The 20,040-nt window shown below is 61.7% G+C and carries 17 protein-coding genes and 2 pseudogenes; 14 read left to right on the top strand and 5 right to left on the bottom strand.

Annotated features, from left to right (window positions below):
• The first annotated feature begins 106 nt into the window (after nucleotides 1-106).
• On the top strand, nucleotides 107-388 hold the full coding sequence (locus tag P0D89_RS43080) for a type II toxin-antitoxin system CcdA family antitoxin (RefSeq protein WP_408364752.1): 282 nt from the start codon (nucleotides 107-109) through the stop codon (nucleotides 386-388).
• Nucleotides 388-711 carry a CcdB family protein gene (locus P0D89_RS43075; protein WP_408364754.1) on the top strand — a complete coding sequence of 108 codons (324 nt, stop codon included), beginning with the start codon at nucleotides 388-390 and terminating at the stop codon, nucleotides 709-711. The genes P0D89_RS43080 and P0D89_RS43075 overlap by 1 nt, the downstream gene beginning before the upstream one ends.
• 362 nt (nucleotides 712-1,073) lie before the next feature.
• Here P0D89_RS43075 and P0D89_RS43070 read toward each other — a convergent pair.
• The 4 genes and pseudogenes from P0D89_RS43070 to P0D89_RS43055 all read right to left on the bottom strand — a co-directional run.
• A pseudogene (locus P0D89_RS43070) lies at nucleotides 1,074-1,589 on the bottom strand (aconitase family protein); the annotation flags it as partial.
• A 79-nt stretch (nucleotides 1,590-1,668) separates the two neighbouring features.
• A complete protein-coding gene (locus tag P0D89_RS43065; protein ID WP_408364756.1) occupies nucleotides 1,669-3,030 on the bottom strand; it encodes an MFS transporter in 1,362 nt (453 codons plus the stop codon).
• A 207-nt stretch (nucleotides 3,031-3,237) separates the two neighbouring features.
• On the bottom strand, nucleotides 3,238-4,623 hold the full coding sequence (locus P0D89_RS43060) for an MFS transporter (protein WP_408364758.1): 1,386 nt from the start codon (nucleotides 4,621-4,623) through the stop codon (nucleotides 3,238-3,240).
• 256 nt (nucleotides 4,624-4,879) lie between these two features.
• Nucleotides 4,880-5,971 carry a porin gene (locus P0D89_RS43055; protein WP_408364760.1) on the bottom strand — a complete coding sequence of 364 codons (1,092 nt, stop codon included), beginning with the start codon at nucleotides 5,969-5,971 and terminating at the stop codon, nucleotides 4,880-4,882.
• 310 nt (nucleotides 5,972-6,281) lie between these two features.
• Here P0D89_RS43055 and P0D89_RS43050 point away from each other — a divergent pair, with 310 nt between their 5' ends.
• From P0D89_RS43050 to P0D89_RS42995, 12 genes are all read left to right on the top strand, one after another.
• The gene (locus tag P0D89_RS43050; RefSeq protein WP_408364762.1) at nucleotides 6,282-6,860 is read left to right on the top strand and encodes a UbiX family flavin prenyltransferase; all 579 of its coding nucleotides are present in this window, start codon (nucleotides 6,282-6,284) and stop codon (nucleotides 6,858-6,860) included.
• 224 nt (nucleotides 6,861-7,084) lie between these two features.
• Complete coding sequence (locus P0D89_RS43045; RefSeq protein WP_408364764.1) at nucleotides 7,085-8,272, top strand: FAD-dependent monooxygenase; 1,188 nt, start codon at nucleotides 7,085-7,087, stop codon at nucleotides 8,270-8,272.
• A 176-nt stretch (nucleotides 8,273-8,448) separates the two neighbouring features.
• Nucleotides 8,449-8,985 carry a VOC family protein gene (locus tag P0D89_RS43040; RefSeq protein ID WP_408364819.1) on the top strand — a complete coding sequence of 179 codons (537 nt, stop codon included), beginning with the start codon at nucleotides 8,449-8,451 and terminating at the stop codon, nucleotides 8,983-8,985.
• Complete coding sequence (gene fahA / locus P0D89_RS43035) at nucleotides 8,982-10,337, top strand: fumarylacetoacetase (RefSeq protein WP_408364766.1); 1,356 nt, start codon at nucleotides 8,982-8,984, stop codon at nucleotides 10,335-10,337. The genes P0D89_RS43040 and fahA overlap by 4 nt, the downstream gene beginning before the upstream one ends.
• 3 nt (nucleotides 10,338-10,340) lie before the next feature.
• Nucleotides 10,341-11,105 carry an alpha/beta fold hydrolase gene (locus P0D89_RS43030; protein ID WP_408364768.1) on the top strand — a complete coding sequence of 255 codons (765 nt, stop codon included), beginning with the start codon at nucleotides 10,341-10,343 and terminating at the stop codon, nucleotides 11,103-11,105.
• Nucleotides 11,106-11,167: 62 nt separating this feature from the next.
• Nucleotides 11,168-11,971 (top strand): FAD binding domain-containing protein, encoded by an 804-nt coding sequence (locus P0D89_RS43025; protein WP_408364770.1) that lies wholly within the window; start codon nucleotides 11,168-11,170, stop codon nucleotides 11,969-11,971.
• A gap of 27 nt (nucleotides 11,972-11,998) precedes the next feature.
• A complete protein-coding gene (locus tag P0D89_RS43020) occupies nucleotides 11,999-12,460 on the top strand; it encodes an SRPBCC family protein (protein ID WP_408364772.1) in 462 nt (153 codons plus the stop codon).
• Between the two features lie 33 nt (nucleotides 12,461-12,493).
• Nucleotides 12,494-13,003, top strand: a complete 510-nt coding sequence (locus P0D89_RS43015) for a (2Fe-2S)-binding protein (protein ID WP_408364774.1) — start codon at nucleotides 12,494-12,496, stop codon at nucleotides 13,001-13,003.
• Nucleotides 13,000-15,351 (top strand): xanthine dehydrogenase family protein molybdopterin-binding subunit, encoded by a 2,352-nt coding sequence (locus tag P0D89_RS43010; protein WP_408378543.1) that lies wholly within the window; start codon nucleotides 13,000-13,002, stop codon nucleotides 15,349-15,351. The genes P0D89_RS43015 and P0D89_RS43010 overlap by 4 nt, the downstream gene beginning before the upstream one ends.
• Nucleotides 15,341-16,066 carry an enoyl-CoA hydratase/isomerase family protein gene (locus P0D89_RS43005; RefSeq protein WP_408364778.1) on the top strand — a complete coding sequence of 242 codons (726 nt, stop codon included), beginning with the start codon at nucleotides 15,341-15,343 and terminating at the stop codon, nucleotides 16,064-16,066. The genes P0D89_RS43010 and P0D89_RS43005 overlap by 11 nt, the downstream gene beginning before the upstream one ends.
• Before the next feature lie 34 nt (nucleotides 16,067-16,100).
• The gene (locus tag P0D89_RS43000; RefSeq protein WP_408364780.1) at nucleotides 16,101-17,666 is read left to right on the top strand and encodes a UbiD family decarboxylase; all 1,566 of its coding nucleotides are present in this window, start codon (nucleotides 16,101-16,103) and stop codon (nucleotides 17,664-17,666) included.
• 178 nt (nucleotides 17,667-17,844) lie between these two features.
• Nucleotides 17,845-18,777 (top strand): LysR family transcriptional regulator, encoded by a 933-nt coding sequence (locus P0D89_RS42995; RefSeq protein ID WP_408364782.1) that lies wholly within the window; start codon nucleotides 17,845-17,847, stop codon nucleotides 18,775-18,777.
• Between the two features lie 28 nt (nucleotides 18,778-18,805).
• On the opposite strand, the pseudogene P0D89_RS42990 reads toward P0D89_RS42995, so the two are convergent.
• A pseudogene (locus tag P0D89_RS42990) lies at nucleotides 18,806-19,246 on the bottom strand (XdhC family protein); the annotation flags it as partial.
• Between the last annotated feature and the right edge of the window lie 794 nt (nucleotides 19,247-20,040).

Genomic DNA, 20,040 nt, shown 5'->3' with positions numbered 1-20,040 from the left:
AACATTATGTCAAATTATATTCTGGATCCAGTTATTTCGACCAGCGCTCCGCTCACGCAGGGTTGTGCGATATCATGCACATGTTTTATGCGCATAGGAGCTGCACATGATTTCCACGCAAAATCGGCAGGCTGGCGAACCGTCCCTGTCTCAACCGGCGCGGAAAGCTACCCGCAAGCCTACCAACGTGTCGTTGCCATCTGACCTGCTTGAGCGCGCGAAAGAACTGGACGTCAACGTCTCGCGTGCGAGCGAACGGGGTCTGCGCGAGGAAGTTCACGAGGCCGAAGCGCGCGCGTGGGCGGCCCAGCACGCAGGCTTCATTGCCGAAATGAACGCACGCATCGAGCGCGACGGCCTGCCGCTTGCTGAACACCGGATGTTTTGATGGCGCGTTTTGATCTGTACAACAATCCGTCATCCAGGTCCAGGGCGAACTCGCCATACCTGCTCGATGTGCAGAGCGATCATCTGGGCAGTCTGATCTCGCGCATCGTTATTCCGCTCACACGCGTGGCCGGCAATTACACATCGAGCAAGGTCGCACAGGATTTGGCTCCGATCATCGAAATCGGTGGCGAAAAGTTCATACTGGAAACGCCGTTCCTCGGCGCGATCAGAACCAGCGATCTTGGTCCCCCGACCGGGACGCTCAAATCCGAACAGAGCCGGATTCTTTCCGCACTCTACAGGCTGTTCGGCGCTTACTGATCAACCGCGGGCCGGCAATTTACGCCGGTCAAGCACAACGCGCGCGTCAATGGCCTGAATTGGGCAGACAATCGCCTGGCGCGTTCGGCCGTAGTCAACCCTGTAGCCTCCATTCCAGTTTGGGGTAATCGTCCTTTCCGTGCAATTCTGGCGGTTTTGTCTTAAAAACCATATTAATCAATGGCTTGCTGAGCCGCCGATTGTGCGAAAGCCGCCGAATTGCCGAGCCTTGCGGCAAGGCCCTCTGCGCGCGACTACCACCACAATTCGCACGGAAAGGACGATAACCCCAGCAGGAACAAGTTTTATACCAAATCTACGACTTTGCCTTGGCAGACAATGCTATGAGCGCACGAACGGGTGCCGTTCACCGTTACACGCATTGTCCGGCAACGCCGCGTGATCAATGTTTGCGTGCCGAGCACGTGTTCGATCTCGGACGTGCCGATGCCGAACGCGAGTGCACCGAGCGCGCCGTGCGTGCTCGTATGCGAGTCGCCGCACACGATGGCCATACCTGGCAATGTCCTGCCGAGTTCCGGCCCAACCACGTGGACAATGCCCTGGTTCGCGTCGTCCATCCCGTAGTGCACGATGTCACTGCGCTCGCAGTTGTCGCGCAGCGCATCGACCTGAATCTTCGACACAGGGTCGGCAATCCCATCGCCACGAGCAGTGGTCGGCACATTATGGTCAGCCACGGCGAGGTTCGCCTGCGGACGCCGTATGGGTCGCCCCTGCATCCGCAGCGACTCGAAGGCCTGCGGACTGGTCACCTCGTTCAGCAGATGCCGGTCGACATACAGCAACGTCGTGCGGTCCGCCTCCGTGCGCACGACATGAGCGTCGAAAATCTTGTCGTAGAGTGTCTGCCTCATTGGAATAGGTTCTGGCGAGGGCCACGCGCGACGCCCCGCGTTGATGTGCCGGCTTGCGCTGAAGCGAACGGCGTTCCAGTCATGCCATCGACTGGCATGCCTCGCGCCGCCGGTTCCAGCCCAGCCAAACCGACAGCAGAGCGATGAACACGAAAACGCTCGACACGTTCGTGAAAAGGTTCGCAACCGGCAGATTCATCGCCAGCAGCACCCCACCGAGCACGGAGCCGATTACCGATCCAAGTTTGCCGACGCCGATCGCCGCCCCGACTCCGGCCGAACGCAACATGGTCGGATACAGCATGCCGGCCACCGCATAGAGCGCGAACTGGCTGCCGATTACACATACGCCGCTCACGAACGACGCGGCATACAGCCAGACGGCGGGCATCGGCATTCCAAGCGACACGCAAACAGGAAGGCCGAGCAACGCGAGCAACAAGATCACGGCGACGCCGTAGCGGTCCACGCAGCGGCTCAGTGCGAGCGCGCCGACCGTGCCGCCGACCGGAAACATCATGGCGGCTTTCGCCGCCTCGGCCGACGGCAGTGCACTCATGCTGAACAGGATCGGAAGCCAGTTCTGCAGGAAATGCAGCGCAAGCGAATTCAGGATGAAAAGCGCCCACAGCAAAGGCGTCACACGGACAAGGCCGTTGCTGAACAACGCGAGAGGCGTTGCCCGAATTCGTTGTTCGTCGTCGACGACATAGCGCGTAGCCCGCAGATTTTCAGCGACGTCCGAACCCAGGCGGCGCACGATACGGGCTATCTCTAGCGGGGCGCGCTCATTGAGAATCAGGAAGCGAACGGACTCCGGCAACACGGCGAACGACGCAACGGCGACCGCGACGGCCGCCACTCCGCCGACCTCGAAAAGAATCGGCCAGCCGAAGCGCGGCAGCAACCACGACGCGATCGCGCCGCCACCGCCGGCACCTATCGAGAAGCCCGAAAACATCAGGGTGATCCACGTCGCGCGACGTGCCTTCGGAGCGTATTCGGAAACCAGCGCGACGGTATTGGGCACCACGCCGCCCATCCCGATTCCGGCCAGAAAACGAAGCACGGTCAATTGATCCAGCGACGTCGCCAAACTGCACACAAAGGTCAGGATGCCGAACCATAGCGCACCATAAATGATCGTTAAACGCCGTCCGATGCGATCGCCCATAAAGCCGAGCAGCAACGACCCCACCAGCACGCCAAACAGGCCGTATCCGAATACATGGCCAAATTCAGCAGCGTTCACGTGCCACGCGCGGATCAGCGTGGGCGCCGCATACGCAGCGGCGACCTGATCGTAGCCGTCGATCAGCACGATCAGAAAACACCATGCAATCAGGCTCAATGAAAAACCGCGCAATTTTTGCCGCTCGATGAGTGCCGTCACGTCGATAGCGTGAGCGGTCTGTGGAACGGTCTGTGAGAGGGCATTCATCGCGGGTGTCCCGTGAAAGCGTTGGCCGGACGTGGTGGATTAGGCTCGAAACCCGTGACACACGCCGTCTTGCGTGCAAAGTACTGGCTCATCAGGTCTCCTTTACAGCGGGCAACCGCGCGCTTCTCCAGAAGCCCGTCGATTGATTTATGCAGGCGTATCGTGCGGCGCGGTCATCGGAAGTCCGTGCAAATCGATGCCCGGCGATCAGGAATCGCCCAGCGCCGAACGCATTTCCTTGACGCGAGCGTCTTCCATTTTGTGCTGTTCGCCGAATCGCGCTCTATACAGCACGGCGAGCACGGTCGAGAAGATCGTCGCGACAAGGAAAAGCCCGGACGCCGCGTAGAACATCTGCGCAAAGGGCAGATGCATCGACAGCAGAATTCCGCCGATCACGGGACCCGACACCGAGCCGATCTTGCCGACCGAGATTGCACTGCCCACCCCCGCAGAGCGGAACGACGTGGGGTAGATCATGCCCGCGACAGCGTACAACCCATATTGCGCGCCGACCACGCAGAAGCCGGTTGCAAACACGGCAAACATCAGCCACGCCTCGGACATGCCATGTCCGAGGAAAGCGACGACGGGGCACCCGATTGCTGGCAAGGAGATGATTGCCAGCACGCCGTGACGATCGACAAACCGGCACAGGATCAGTCCGCCGAGTACGCCGCCCACCGAGAACATTGTCGTGATGAGACCGGCGCTCTGCGGACTGATGCCAACGCCTTCCATCAAGATCGGCAACCAGTTCTGCAGAAAGTACAGTGCCATCGAATTGACGATGAAGACGATCCATAGCAGCGGCGTGATCGCACGCAGGCCGTCGGAGAAAATCAGCCTGAGCACGAAACGCTTCTTTTCCTGCAATTCGCCGGGCACGAACTGCGCGTCGGCTGGAAGCGCAAGGTCGGGACGCAGGCGCGCAACGAGCCTGCGCACTGTTTCGACGCTGCGTTGACGCACAACCAGCAGCTTTGCTGATTCCGGCAGCGTCACTATCAACAGAAGCGCGACCGCGAGCGAGCCGATACCGCCCGCGGCGAACATTACGGGCCAGCCGTAGCGATGAATCAGAGCGGACGAAACCAAACCACCCGAGCCCGCGCCGATAGAAAAACCGGAGAACATCAGGGTCACCCATGTGGCGCGCAACCGTTTTGGTGCGTATTCGGCGACCAGCGCGACCGAATTGGGCACCACACCGCCCATGCCGAGACCGGCAATAAAACGCAGCAGCATCAGTTCGTGCAGCGAAGTCGCCCAGACGGACAGAAGCGTGAGCAGACCGAAGAACAGACTGCCCGACACGATGGCACGCTTGCGGCCAAAGCGGTCGCCGAGATAGCCGAAGATAAACGAGCCGATCAGCGTTCCGAATAGCCCCGCTCCGAATACCGCCCCGAAGCCGCCGCGCGCGACATGCCACTCCTTGACGATGGCCGGTGCAGCGAAGGAGACCGCCGTCTGATCGTAGCCGTCCATCAGCATGATCAGGAAGCACCAGAACAGCAAGCCGATGGCGAAACGTCCTGTCTTTTGTTCTTCTATCAGTGTCGAGATGTTGAATGTACGGTCTGCTTGCATGTGCGTCCCAATGTGCCGATCAGGCGGCGACACGAGTCTGCCGCGCGCCGCCATCCCTGTTCTACTTCCGTTGGCGCCATCGCCGGGAGCCTCAATATACGGCCCGCCAGCGAGCGACAGAATCAAAAAATCTCGATGATCAAATCGAAATAGCTGAATAAAGCCCTACCGCGCAGCCCCTTATGCCCGAAGCCCGCGCTCCGTGATTCATGTCTGCTTCGCCGCCCTGCCGCGATTTGGCAGCAAGCGCGTCGCGTCAAAACATCTGGTTGATACCGATCCGCCCAACCGTCTGTGCGCTCGAACTCGACGACTGATAGCCGAACTGCTGCGCCTTTGCATTCGTGCCCGACGCGCGCTGCAGGCCGACGCCAGCGTAAATCTGCGTGCGCTTGGACAGGAAGTGCGTGATAAAGAGGTTGTACTGGTTGTACGTCAGCCCTTCGAACATCGACCGGTTGTACGAGATACCCATTACGTAGAAGCGCTTTCCGCCGCTCAGGTCAATGTTGACGCCAACCTGATAGTTGCGCTCAGTCACCGAGCCCTGCGAATCTTCGAGCTTCACATCAGTGAAAGTTGCGTGCGGGATAAAATCGCCGACAGAAACGGAGCCGCCGAGCGCAATCGTGCTGTAGCGCTCGGCGTTGAACAGGGTGCCCTGCTTGAGCGTCTGGCCGAGTACCGAGGTCACGCCGAAGATACCGAACAGATCGGCCGTGCGGTTGTGCGACATCGAATACGCGGCACCCAGTTTCACCACGCTGTTCTCGTACCGTGCACCGAGACTGTACTGACGCCCCTCGCTGAAGTTCGTCTGGTTGCCAAAGCTGTTCATCGCGCCGGCCTGGAAGCCGCGGTAATTGATCGTTTCGTAACTCACCGAGTTGTCGAACGCCCTCGTGTTCGCAAGTCCATCCAGATTGCCAACCGTATAGAACGACGAGATGCCCGGCACCGAGTTGTTCAACCCGCCCACGTATTGGTACACGTAGTCCGGAATGTGGCCAAGGCTCAGCGAACCAAAGCGGTCGTTCGCGATGCCGACGTACGCGTCGCGGTTAAAGAAGCTCGTCGGATTGATCTGCGCGCCGGTGCTAGTCAGGAAACCCGATTCGAGCCGCGCAAACACCGTGTTGCCGCCACCAATGTCCTCCTTGATCAGAAAGCCGAAGCGATCGGGTGTGCGCTTGCCCGCCGATTGCTGATACAGATGCGCTCCGCGCGAGTTCGAAACGAAATCGATACCCACGTCGACGCTGCCATAGAGCGTCACGGATGACTGCGCGAACGCGGGGCATCCCAACACGAACGCACAGCTGCCGAACAACAGACTCGTCGTTTTCAACAAATGTCTCCAATGTCCTTATTGTCGCCGGCCGCGTGTATGCCGGCCGATCCCCACGTGGCGTGTGTGCAGGTGAATCCGCTGCGCGGCCCCTGTCTTCTGCCAGATGTTGGCGAGAGTGTAGCCAATGCATTTCGGGTTTTGAATCGTGAATTATTTATCAATTCATCGAACAAAACGAACAAAGTCTTTAATGATCGGTAAAAACACCAGGCGAACGTGATTAATAGGCGTCCACGCTTCTATTAGCTGAAACCGGGTGCTAACATCCGCCGCGTCGAGATTACAGATTTGCGTTCAGGAGAATCGTATGGATATGAGAGGCATGCCGCCGCGGCGCATGGTGGTCGGTATCAGCGGCGCGTCGGGCGTCATCTACGGCGTGCGGCTGCTGCAACTGCTGTGCAAGCTCGAAATCGAAACCCACCTCGTGATGAGCCGATCGGCGCAAGTGACGCTGGCTCACGAATCGGACTACAACGTCGCCGACATCCGCGCGATGGCCAGCGTTTGCCACTCGAACACCGATATCGGTGCGTCGATTTCGAGCGGCTCGTTTCCCATGATGGGCATGATCGTCGCGCCCTGTTCCATCAAGACTTTGTCGGAAATTTCCACCGGCATGACAAGCGGCCTGCTCTCGCGCGCCGCCGACGTCACGCTGAAGGAGCGCCGTCGTCTCGTGCTGATGGTGCGCGAAACACCGCTGCATCTTGGCCACCTGCGCAGCATGACGGCCGTGACGGAAGCAGGCGCTATCGTCTATCCGCCCGTGCCCGCGTTCTACGCGAACCCCGAGTCGCTGACCGACATGGTCGACCACACGCTCGGGCGCGTGCTCGACCTGTTCGGGCTCGATACCGCGACGGTGCAGCGCTGGGGCATGTGAGCGTTCAATTACCTTTTTCATTCGGGCGATCAAGGGTTTATCGCAGGGCTCCGCGAATTATCAAATTTCAGTGATGATTCATTCAGATTAATTTGCTTCTTTCGCGTGATTCGCTGAATTAAAGTGATTCCCGATTTCACCGGGTTTACCACTGACAAATATTATCGATTGATTGATAAGCAACATCGATAAAAACGCTCATTACGAAGAGGTCGAATCGTCGAATGAAGATAGTTATTGCTGGCGCCGGTATCGGCGGATTGACGGCTGCAGCCGCGTTATTGAAAAAGGGTTTCGATGTCACGGTGTTCGAACAGGCCCAGGAACTCAAGGAAATCGGCGCCGGCGTACAGTTAAGTCCGAACGCAACGCGTGTGCTGTATCAGCTCGGCGTGGGCGACGCGCTCCAGGGCCTCGCATGCGAGCCGCTCGGCAAGCGCGTGCGTCTGTGGAACACTGGCCAAAGCTGGCGTCTGTTCGATCTCGGCGCACAATCGCGGGAAAGCTACGGGTATCCCTACTTCACGCTGCATCGCGCCGACCTGCACCAGAAGCTTGCCGATGCGGTGCGTGCGATCAAACCCGACGCCATCCGCCTGAATCACAAGGTGGAAAGCCTTTCGCAGCAGAACGGCAAGGTGCTCGTGCAGGCGGCCAGCGGCGAAACGTGCGAAGGCGATCTCCTGATCGGCGCGGACGGTGTGCATTCGCGCGTGCGGCGCGCGCTGTTCGGTCCCGACGAGCCCGTGTTTTCCGGCGTGATGGCATGGCGCGGCGTGATCGACGCGAGCAGAGTGCCCGCGCATTTGCGCACAGCATACGGCGCGAACTGGGTCGGCCCGGGCGCGCACGTCATCCACTATCCGCTACGCGGCAACGGGTTGATCAACTTCGTCGGCGCCGTCGAGAAGTCCGGCTGGCAGGTCGAATCATGGTCCGAACGTGGGACGCTCGAAGAATGTCTCGCCGACTTTGAAGGTTGGCACGAAGATGTGCGCACCCTGATCTCCGCAATCGATATCCCGTACAAGTGGGCGCTGATGGTCCGTGAACCGATGAGCCGATGGAGCCACGGCCACGCGACGCTGCTGGGCGATGCGTGCCACCCCACTCTGCCGTTTCTCGCGCAGGGCGCCGGTATGGCCATCGAGGACGGCTATCTGCTCGCGCGCTGCCTTGAACGCTATGCGCATGATGTGCCCCGGGCACTGCAACGCTACGAGGCGTTGCGGCTCGAGCGCACTGCGAAAGTCGTGCGCGGGTCGGCGGCCAATGCGACCCGCTTTCACAATCCGCAGCTTGCCCATGCGGAAGGCGCGGCAGCATATGTGGACCGTGAATGGAGCGAGGAACGCGTGAAGGAGCGCTACAACTGGCTGTTCGAATACAACGTCGACACGATCGAGGTTTGACCCGAACAGGCGCCGCGTTCGACTGCGCCCCGTACGACTCAGCAATAGAGCAACTATCTTGCATGGGATCAGAGTAAGCGCTAAAGCACTAACTCTGGTCGACCGCGATAAGACTGCATGGGACCAGAGTAAGCGCTAAAGCACTAACTCTGGTCGACAAAGGAGACACTGTGTCCATCGCTCATACCCGCCCGGCGCCCGTGCTAGGCCTGCATCATTTTGCGTGGCGCTGCCGCGACGCCGAAGAAACGCGTCACTTCTATGAGGACATTCTCGGTCTGCCGCTGGTTCATGTGATCCGGCTGGACTGCGTGCCGAGCACGGGTGAATATTGCCCGTACGTGCACCTGTTCTTCGAAATGGCCGACGGCTCGAACATCGCCTTCTTCGATCTCGGCGACTCCACGGCCGCACTTCCCTCAGCGAACACGCCTGCCTGGGTCAATCACATCGCACTGCGGCTCGAAACGCTCGAGCAGCTCGAATCGACGAAAGCGCGCCTGATCGACAATGCAATCGAAGTGCTTGGCGTGACCGACCATCACTTCGTTCGCTCGATCTACTTTTTTGACCCGAACGGATTGCGCGTCGAACTAACGGTGCCCGTTGCACCCGCCGAGGAACTCGCAGGTTATAAAATGCGTGCTCGGCCGGCGCTCGACGCCTGGACCGCTGAAAAAAACAAGGCAGTATCGGAGACACGCCCCGCATGAGTGCACTCAATTTCACGCACGACCCGGCGCGGCGCAGCTGGATCGAATCAGCGAACGCCAGTAACGCGGATTTCCCCGTTCAAAATCTGCCGTTCGGCACTTTTGTTCGCGACGGCGAATTGCGTACCGGTGTGGCGATCGGCGATCGCATCGTCGATCTGCGCACGCTGCATCAAATGGTGCTGCTCGACGGCAACGCGGCGCTCGCCTGCGCGTCTGCCAGCGACGGCACGCTCAACGCGTTGATGGCGCTGGACGCTCGCCATGTGAGCGCTTTGCGCGCCGCATTGTCGGACCTGCTGAAGCACGACGCGCCCGCGCGTTCGCGCCTCGAATCGTCGATCGATGCCGTGCTGCCGCGCATGACCGATGTGGCATTGGCGTTGCCCTGCACGATCGGCGACTACACGGACTTCCTGACGTCGCTGCATCACACCGAGCGCCACGGCCGTTACAAGGGCCTGACCGATCCGCTTCCGCCCGCATTCAAGTCGCTGCCGATCGCATACCATGGCCGCGCTTCATCGCTGCGCGCCAGTGGCGGCCACGTGCGGCGCCCATACGGCCAGTATCGCGACGCGGATGGCAACGTGCGCTTCGGGCCCGCACCGATGCTCGATTTCGAACTGGAACTTGCTGCGGTGATCGGGCGCGGCAACGAGCTGACGCAAGCCGTTTCGATCGACAATGCGCGCGCGCATATTTTCGGTTATTGCCTGCTCAACGACTGGTCGGCCAAGAGCATTCAATGGTTCGAACAGGTGCTTGGACCGTTCCTCGGAAAAAGTTTCCACTCCAGCGTATCGCCGTGGATCGTCTCCGAGGAAGCGCTCGCGCCGTTTCGCAAGGCAGCGCCGCGACGCACAGCGGACGACCCCGCCCTCCTGCCGCATCTTTGCGGCGCGGAAGACCAGCAAAGCGGCGGCCTGAATCTGGAGCTGTTCGCGCATCTGTCAACGGCTGCGATGCGCAATGACCGCATCGAGCCGGCGCGGATCACGCATACCCGGTTGGACAATCTGTATTGGACATTTGCGCAGATGGTCGCGCATCACACGAGCAACGGCTGCAATCTGCGCACGGGTGACTTGCTTGGCAGCGGCACGATTTCGGGTGCGAGCGATGAATCGCGCGCATGCCTGACCGAACTGAGCGAAGCGGGCAAGAAGCCGCTCGCGCTGCCGGGCGGCGAATCACGCGTCGCGCTCGAAGACGGCGACGAGATCGTGCTGAGCGCACGCGCGAGCGCGCCCGGTGCCGTGTCGATCGGCTTCGGCGAATGCCGCGGACGCATCGCGCCAGCGTTGCCATACCCGCAAGCGTCAAACGCGCTCACGCACGCAGAGCACTGAATCATGACGACACTCAACGGCTTCACGCAGTTCGGAGACGGTCCGCATAAGGTGATCGGGCTGAACGGCTGGTTCGGCAGCTCGGCCGACTGGAGCGCGCTCGCGCCCGCGCTCGATCCCGAACGCTTCAGCTATGCGTTCTTCGACTATCGCGGCTACGGGCTTTCGCGCGAGATCGACGGCGCGTTTACGTTTGATGAAGTGGCGAGCGACGTGCTCGCGCTCGCCGATCGTCTCGACTGGCAGCGCTTCAGCCTGATCGGCCATTCGATGGGCGGCATGGCGATGCAACGCGTACTCATCACCGCGCCGCAACGCATCGTGAAGATGGCGGGCGTATCGGCCGTGCCCGCGTGTGGTTCGCAAATGGACGCCACGCGTCTCGCGATGTTTTCCGCTGCAATCGACGACGTGACGAAGCGCGCAGGCATCATTCACTTTTCGACGGGCAGCCGGCTCGCCGCGCGATGGAGCGCCCATCTCGCCCTGCAATCGCAGCGCGAATCGCGGCGCGAAGCATTCGCGGCCTATCTACCGCACTGGGCAACGGGCGACTTTGCCGCGCAGGTTGAAGGCAACCCGACGCCGGTGAAGCTGTTCGTGGGCGAACACGATCCGGCCATCACCGCGGACCTGACGATGCGCACCTGGCTGAAGTGGTATCCCAATGCCGCGTTGGAAACGTTACCCAACGCGGGACACTATGCGATGAACGAAGTGCCGGTGGCGCTTGCCACAGCACTGGAGAACTGGCTCTCCGAGCCCTAACAGACCGCAATGCGGCAATCAGGCATGCGCGCAAGGACGACGGGCATGCTGCAGGAGACACAATGTACGAGACCACGTATCTGCGCGCTGCGTCGCTTGCCGAAGCTGTTGGCTGGCTGCGCGAGCATGAGGAAGCGCGGCCGCTGTCGGGCGGCATGACCCTGATTCCCACACTCAAGCAGCGCCTCGCAGCGCCGTCGCATCTGATCGATCTCACGCGAATCGACGCACTGCGCGGCATCGAAGTGCGCGGCGACACCTTGCGCATTGGCGCACTGACGAAGCACGCCGAAGTTGCGGCATCAAGCGTCGTGCGCGACGCAATTCCGGCGCTCGCCCATCTGGCGAGCCTGATCGCCGATCCGCAGGTGCGCAACCGCGGCACGATGGGTGGTTCGGTCGCCAACAACGATCCCGCGGCCGACTACCCCGCCGCCGTGCTCGGTCTGAACGCGCACGTCGTCACGTCGTCGCAACGACGCATTCCCGCCGACGACTTCTTCATCGACACGTTCGAGACCGCGCTCGACGCGGACGAGCTCGTCATTGCAATCGAGTTTGCGGTTCCGCGGCGGGCCGCCTATGCGAAGTACCGGCATCCGGCGTCCGGGTATGCCGTGACCGGAGTACTCATCGCGCAGTACGAAGATGCAATCCGCGTGGCCGTGACGGGCGCGGGCGCGTCGGTGTTCCGCTGGTTCGATGCGGAAACCGCGTTGCAGCAGAACCTTTCGCACGCGGCGCTCGCGTCGCTGTGCATTGACAGCAATACGCTGCCCGACGACGACAATGCGTCCGCGTCGTACCGCGCACATCTGATCGAAACTTACACCCGCCGCGCATTGCAGGCGCTGATCGCGTCGTAACGGCGCCCGCTCATTGAGGAGACAAGGATGGAATTCACCGGATCGCAAACCATCGCGGCATCGCGCGAACACGTATGGCAAGGACTCAACGACGCAGCAGTACTGCAGGAATGCATTCCTGGGTGCGAGTCATTCGAGGCTGAAAGCGAAGACCAGTACAAGGCAGTCGTGGTGGCCTCCGTGGGGCCCGTGAAAGCGCGCTTCAAGGGTACGCTCGAATTGTCCGATCGCGACGCGCCGAACGGCTATCGGATCGTCGGCCAGGGCGAAGGCGGCATCGCGGGCTTCGGCAAGATGACTGCGACCGTGACGCTCGCCGATGCCGAAGACGGCACGCTGCTTACCTACGTGGCTGAAGCGCAGGTCGGCGGCAAGCTCGCTCAGATCGGCTCGCGCCTGGTAACCTCCGTGGCGAACAAGCTCGCCGCCGAGTTCTTCAAACGCTTCAACGCGACGCTGAGCGCTGCCAGCCAGACCGCCGGGCAATGAGCGTGCCGCAAGAACAGGAAACACAGGTGAATCATGGTTGAAGTCCAATTGCAGGTGAACGGCGCGGAAGTCAGGCGCGACGTCCCCGATAACACGCTGCTGGTCGAATTCTTGCGCGAGCACTTGCGTCTTACGGGCACGCACGTCGGTTGCGATACGAGCCAGTGTGGCGCGTGCACGGTCCATCTCGACGGTCATGCGGTCAAGTCCTGCACCGTGCTCGCCGCCCAGGCGAGCGGTGGGCAGGTCGTCACGGTGGAAGGTCTCAATGCGACGTGCGGCGGCAAGCTGCACCCCGTACAGAATGCCTTCGTTCAATGCCACGGCTTGCAGTGCGGCTTCTGCACACCGGGCATGATCATGGCGAGCGCGTTCTATCTACGTCAGGAGCCGGCACTCGACCAGGCGAGCATCAGTCACGCGCTCGAAGGCAATATCTGCCGTTGTACGGGTTATGTGAACATTATCGAGGCGGTTCGCCACGCGGCGCGCGAGATGTACCCCGATGCGCCGTTCGCCCGGACGGAGGTGCACGCGTCATGATCGGCAAACCGATACCTCGCATTGAAGACCAGCGCTTCGTCACCGGCAACGGCCAGTACACAGACGACATTCACGTCGACGGACAGTTGCACGCGGCGTTTTTGCGCTCCCCGCATGCGCACGCCGTGTTGCGTTCGATCGACATTAGCGCTGCGCGCGAGGCGCCCGGCGTGGTCGCGGTGCTGATCGGCCAGGATTATCTCGACGACGGCTTCCAGGGCGTCGACCATGTGCCGAACCCCGTTGATGCGGTCGACGCGACGAAGAAAGCCTTCCTCACGTCGCTGACGGGTTCCATCTTTAACCAGTTTCATATCCCGCTGCCGATCGATCGCGTGCGGTACGTAGGCGAAGCGATCGCCATGGTGATCGCGGATACCCCGCTGCAGGCGCGCAACGCGACGGAACTGATCGAGGTCGATTACGACACGCTCGAAGCCGTCATCAACGGCAGTGATGCGATGCAGCCCGATGCGCCGCAACTGTGGGACGGCGCGCCCGGCAATCTCTGTTTCCAGACGCAGATCGGCGATCGCGAAGCGGCACGCAGGATCATCGGCCAGGCCGATCACGTCGTGCGCCGCGAGTTTCACAACAGCCGGCTCGTCAACTGCCAGATGGAACCGCGCAGTGCGATCGGTGCTTACGACCCGGCCACGGATGCCTACACGCTGATCTCCGGCAGCCAGGGCGCCGTGCGCCAGCAACTGTGCCTCGCCGCCGCGCTGAAGGTGCCGCCGGCGCGCGTGCGCGTCGTGTGTCCGGACACGGGCGGCGGCTTCGGTCCGCGTTCGTTCATCTATGTCGAGCAGCTTGCCGTCGTGTGGGCCGCGCGCCGCATCGGCCAGCCTGTGAAATGGACGAGCGATCGCAGCGAAGCGTTCCTTTCGGATTATCAGGGGCGCGATGCAATCATCCGCTCGACGATCGGCTTTTCGAAATATGGCCGCATTCTCGCCATCGACAACGAGTGGATCGGCAACGTCGGCGCACACACGGTCTCCTATGTGCCGATGTCGAACGGCACGCGCATCATGACGACCGTCTACGATGTGCCCGTGGCCGCCGTGCATGTGAGTGCGGTGTTGACCAACACGGTGCCGACGGCGCCTTATCGCGGCGCGGGCCGTCCCGAGGCGACGCACGTGATCGAACGCATGCTCGATCTCGCCGCCGCCGAACTGCGCATCGATCGCGCGGAAATCCGCCGCCGCAATCTCGTGCCGCACGACAAACTCCCCTACCGCAGTCCGATGGGCCTTACGTACGACAGCGGCGACTTCGCGCGCAACATGGCGCGCGCACTGACACTCGCGCAATGGGACAGCTTCGAGGAGCGCCGTGCGCAGTCCCGCGCGAACGGGCGGCTGCGCGGTATCGGCCTTGCGAACTACATCGAGTCACCGGTCGGCGCGCCGCGCGAGCGCATCGAACTGACGGTACGCGCGGATGGCAGCGTCGATATCGTGTCCGGAACCCAATCGACAGGCCAGGGGCACGAGACCACGTTTGCGCAGGTGATCGCGCATCACCTCGGCGTGCCGATGGAAGCCGTAAAGCTGCGCACGGGCGACACCGCCTTCGTGAGCGTCGGTGGCGGCAGCCATTCCGATCGCACGATGCGATTGGGCGGCATGCTGCTCGTCGATACCGCGAACCAGATCATCGCAACCGGCAAGCGCGTGGCCGCGGCGCTGTTCGATGTGGACCCCGCCGGCGTCGAATTCGCCGACGCGCAATTCACGGCGGCGGCTCGCGGCCTGCGGATCAGTCTTGCCGAGATCGCGCTGCACGCCTCGAAGGACGGGCTGCCGGGCGACCCGTCGACGAAGAGGCTGCACGCGTACGCGGAAGTCAGCACCCGCGTGCCCGCGCACCCGACAGGCGCGGCCGTCTGCGAACTCGAGGTCGACCCCGACACGGGTGCCGTGGAACGCGTGAACTACACATCTGTCGACGACGTGGGCCAGCCGATCAATCCGCTGATCGTCGAGGGCCAGGTGCACGGCGGACTCGCGCAGGGGATCGGCCAGGCGCTGTCCGAAGGCTTCTATGTGGACCGAGACACGGGACAGGTACTGACCGGCTCTTACATGGACTACGGCATGCCGCGCGCTGGCGTGATTCCGCCTCTCAATGTCGAGTTGACGGAAGATCCGACGCACGGCAATCCGTTACGTGTAAAAGGCGGCGGAGAAAGCGGCATCACGCCCGCCACGGCCACCATCTTCAACGCACTCGCGGACGCGCTCCGTGAGTACGGTAGCGACGAACTCGCGATGCCGGCCACGCCGAAGATCGTCTGGGAATACATTAACCGCGCGCAAGGAGGCGCTCATGTCAACTGAATCCGTAGCAATTCGCCGTGAAGGCGCGTTGCTAGAAGTGGTGCTCGACCGGCCCGAGAATGGCAATCTGATCGACCAGACGATGAGCGATGCGATCATCGCCGCCGTCACCACGATCGATGACGATACCAAGCTCGTGCGCATCATCAGCAGCGGCAAGGATTTCTGCAAAGGACGTCAGTCGCCGATGCCGCCCGCCGGCGCGAAGCCGTCGGCGGAAACGCTGCGCCGCGTGGTCGCGGCGCCGCCGCTCGCGCTCTACGATGCGTTGAAGGCCGTGCGCGTGCCCGTACTGTCCGTGGTGCGCGGCGAGGCGATCGGCGTGGGCTGCGCGCTTGCGGGTGTCTGCGATGTCGCGCTCGCCGCCGACGACGCGGTCTTCCAGATTCCAGAAATGGAACGCGATATTCCGCCGACACTCGTCATGTCGGCGCTGATCGGACGTGTTCCAGTCAAGACGGTTGCGCACATGGTGCTGAGCCGCGTGCGGCTCTCCGCTCAGGAAGCACTGGTGGCGGGTCTCGTGAGCCGCGTCGTTGCCGCCGCCTCACTCGAAGCCGAAGCCGATGCGCTCACCGAAACGCTGCTCGGCTGCAGTGTGGTCACGCTGCGCGCCGTCAAGCAATTTCTGCAACTCGCTCCAGAGATGCCCGCCGCGGGTTCGAGCGGTTTTGCCGCGCACCTTGCAGCGACTGCGCTGTCAGCGCGCTTCTGAGAGCCCGACGCCCTCTCCGCACAAGGACACTACATTGAGACCCAGGACCACCATCCCGTCAGCCGCGCAAGGCGCGGAACTACCCGACCTCGAGCGTTTCCGCCTGCGGCGCTTTCTGGAGTCGCTCGACGAAACGGAACTCGAACGCCGTGACGAGCCCGTCGATCTCGCCGACGTCGCCGCCATCATGGAAGGCAACCCGCGCGCTGTCTGGTTCGCACAACCGGCAGGCGGCAGCGTATCGCTTGCAGGCAGCGTTGCCGCGAGCCGTTCGCGCCTCGCCAAAGCATTCGACACCACGCCTGACCGACTGCTCGAAGTCGTGCGCGACCGTCTGCGCGCGAAAGGCAAGCTCGTCGAGGTGAGCCGCGAACAGGCTCCCGTGCAGCAGGTCGTGCTAACGGACGACGCTTGCGATTTCACGGCGCTGCCCGTGCATCTGCAGCACGATCTGGACGGCGCGCCGTATATTTCGGCGTCGATCGACTTCGCGGTCGATCCCGACACCGGTTGGACCAATGTCGGCATTCGCCGGCTGATGCTGCGCGGGCGCCGTATCGCGGGAATCGACCTCGTTGCGCCGTCCGATCTGCGCGCGATCTCGATGGCGCATTCGAAGCGTGGCGAGCGCCTGCCGATCGCATTCGCTGTCGGCACGCATCCCATCGACCACGTCGGCGCGACAATGCGCATTCCCGCCGACGAACTGGAACTCGTTGCGGCATTGCGAGGCGCGCCGATGGGCGTCGTCAAATGCGTCACCAACGATCTGCTCGTACCCGCCGACGCGGAGTTCATCCTTGAAGGCTATCTCGACGAGCGTGGCCACGCGGAGCCCGAAGGACCGTATGGCGAATTCCTCGGCTACTACGGCGGCATCAAGACGAACCCGGTATTTCATCTGACGGCCATCACGCATCGCAAGGACGCGGTGTTCCAGACGTGCACGATCGGCGGCCGCACGATGGCGCGGACCGATACGGCTCAACTCGCTGCACTGCGTACAGAAGTGACCGTATGGCGTGCGCTCGAAACGGCCGTGCGCGAAATCAGGGCTGTTTATGCGAGCCCGGCAACGGGTGGCATGTTCAACGTGCGCGTCGCGATGCAACAGCGCGTGCCAGGCGAAGCGCGCAACGCGATCGCCGCCGTGTTCGCCTCGCTGGCCAACGTCAAGCACGTATTCGTGGTCGATCCCGACATCGATATCTTCTCCGACGAACAGATGGATTGGGCGCTCGCCACGCGCTTCCAGGCCGACCGCGATCTCGTGATGCACAGCGGCATGCGCGCGATGCCGCTCGATCCATCCCTTGGCGGTGCGGCGGTTACAGCAAAAGTTGGCTTCGATCTGACGCTGCCGCTGCTGCGTCAAGGCGAAGAACGCGATCTCGAACATCGCGTGCCGACACCGCCTGCGCTAACGGGCGCGCGTTTCGATTCGCTCGAAGCCGCACTGGAACATGGCCCCAAGCGCTTCACCGAACTGATGTCGGCGGCGGGAACGCGCGACGGCCGCGAAGTCGTGCGCTGGCTCGAAGACACCGGCGCAACCCGCGCCATTGTCCGCGACGAGGAAGGGCGATACGCGTTCGCATGAACGGCGTTCACCCGCAACTCGCATCGCGCATCACCGCGGCGTGGCAACGTTTGCGTAAAGGTTGACCGCCAGGTCACAGGGCACGTCAGCCGCGATCGGGAGTTGTCCCGGTCGCGGACAACCATGCGCGGCGCTAGAATCCGGGCAGCCCTATCGTGCCCCCCAAGGATCGTCGCAGATGAATCTGTCCCTCAAACAACTCAAGGTCTTTCTCGGCGTGGCGAACGCGTCCAGCTTCACGAAGACCGCGCAGAGCATGCACCTGAGTCAGGCAGCGCTGAGCGCGATCATCCGCGAACTCGAGACGCAACTCAATTGCCGGCTGTTCGAGCGCACCACGCGCACTGTCGCTTTGACGGAAGCCGGCCGCCTGTTCTATCCGACGGCAATGAAAATCGTCGACACGCTCGAGAAGTCCGTGGTTGAACTCAACGAGCTTGGCCGGCAGAAGAAGGCATCACTACTGCTCGGCTGCACGCCGATGATCGGCGCCAGCCTGATGCCGCAAGTGCTTGCGCGTTTCGCCGAGACCAGTCCGCACGCGCAGATCGAACTCGTCGACCGTCCTCCAGGCGAGCTGCTGAAGATGGTCGAGGAAGGCGATCTCGATGCGGCGTTCGGCATCTTCTTCTCGCAACTGTCCGGCATCGATCGCGTGCCCATTTTTCCGACGCGGCTCGTCGTCGTATCGTCGACAATGGAAGGTGCGCATGGAATCGGCAAGGTGCCGCGCGACGGCGTGCAATGGCGCGCGCTAGAGGGGTTGCCGCTCATCACCCTGCCGAAGGACAACCCTTTGCAGCGACTGATCGAAGCATCGCTGTCGAAGGAAGAAGTGACGACGGGACGGCGGACGGTTGTCGGCCACCTGCAGACTGCGATCGCGATGGCTCACGAAGGACTTGGCGTGGCGATCATGCCGTCGTTCTGCGAGCATATCTGCCGTCACTATCAGGTACGTATCGACGTGATCCGGCCAGAGGTGGAATTTTCGTTCTATCGGATTACGCGCAGTGGCCGCGATACGATACCCGCACTGGATCAGTTCACGCAGATGTTCGCCGCGGCAGCGCAACTCAGTCCCTTCGATAAGGCTGCGAACGCCAGATAAGCAGCGCTCCTGCTGCCACTTCGCATCCTTACGCGAAGCACGTGAGATCCATTTCGAAAGACGATGCCGTCCCTTGTGCTGCCTTCGCCGCACCAACCTGCAACGATGGCGGCATGACCACACTGTTCTTCACAGCTGTCACTTCCGCAAGAATCGACACGGCGATTTCCGGCGGCGTCCGACTGCCGATGTATATCCCAACCGGCCCACGCAGCCGCGCCAGTTCTGTGTCACTGAGATCGAACTCCTTAAGTCTTTCGCGCCGTGCCGCGTTGTTGCGTCGCGAGCCCAATGCGCCGACGTCGAAAGCACGCGTTTTCAAAGCCTCCATTAACGCAAGATCATCGAGCTTCGGATCATGCGTAAGCGCGAGCACCGCGCAACGTTCGTCGAGCTTCATGTCGAGCACAGCGTCGTCGGGCATCGTGCGGATGAGCTGAGTCCCGGGCACGTTCCATTCATCCGTATACCTTCAGGACGTGGCGACGAGCCCCACGTCTTGACCACTGTCACGAGCAGTGAGCGATGTCCCTGTTCAAGTCATCGTGCGGTAGATTTCAACACTTCGAGATTGACACTGTCCACTATCAATACCTCATCGCCACGAATCGTTAGCACGTAGTTTACTGGCCGTGTTCAGGGACGTGAATCGGTGAATATCGATTAACCGATCGAAAAAGATGAAATGTTGCGCAGCGAATTTATTGGTCAGCTATATGCAGCGGCAATTTGCTGGAGACGTCACGGTGGAGCAGACACGTTCAACCTTACTGTCAATTTGCCGAGCGTGAGACGAAAAGCCGGCAGGTGTGACGATCGTTAAAAGCCGGTCGAATGAAATGAGCGGCCCCCCTCATCAGTGAGTACGGGCAGGAGGTGGACCCTCATGGGCCGACGGCGTCAAAGTGCCCAAATTGGAAGATCATGAAGATCTTCACAGGCAAACCGGAACGGCCAAAATAAAGCATGCATCACTTGGTGTGGACATCACAAAAAAACAGCAGGAGCGCGAGTCGTTGTCGGTACTCACTCACGCATTAATTAGTAGTGTTTTAATGCCACATAGCCTTGCGCGATACCGGGGATTTTTTATGCGGCGAGTTTCTAGAGATCGATCGGGCTGGTCGCGCCCAACCTCCACCAGGTTTTCGTGGCGGTATGCAGGCGAACAAGCTCGACGCAAAAGGCCGTTGACTCGTGCAACAGGTTCGCGCGCCGCCGTCCACGCGGCGCGCCCGCCCAGAACCGCTGCCCCCCGCCGCC

It is taken from the genome of Paraburkholderia sp. RL18-085-BIA-A (genome assembly GCF_046027075.1).
In the GTDB taxonomy this organism is placed as follows: domain Bacteria; phylum Pseudomonadota; class Gammaproteobacteria; order Burkholderiales; family Burkholderiaceae; genus Paraburkholderia.
Note: the sequence above shows the minus strand (reverse complement) of the source record. Positions and strands in the feature narration are given on the sequence as shown.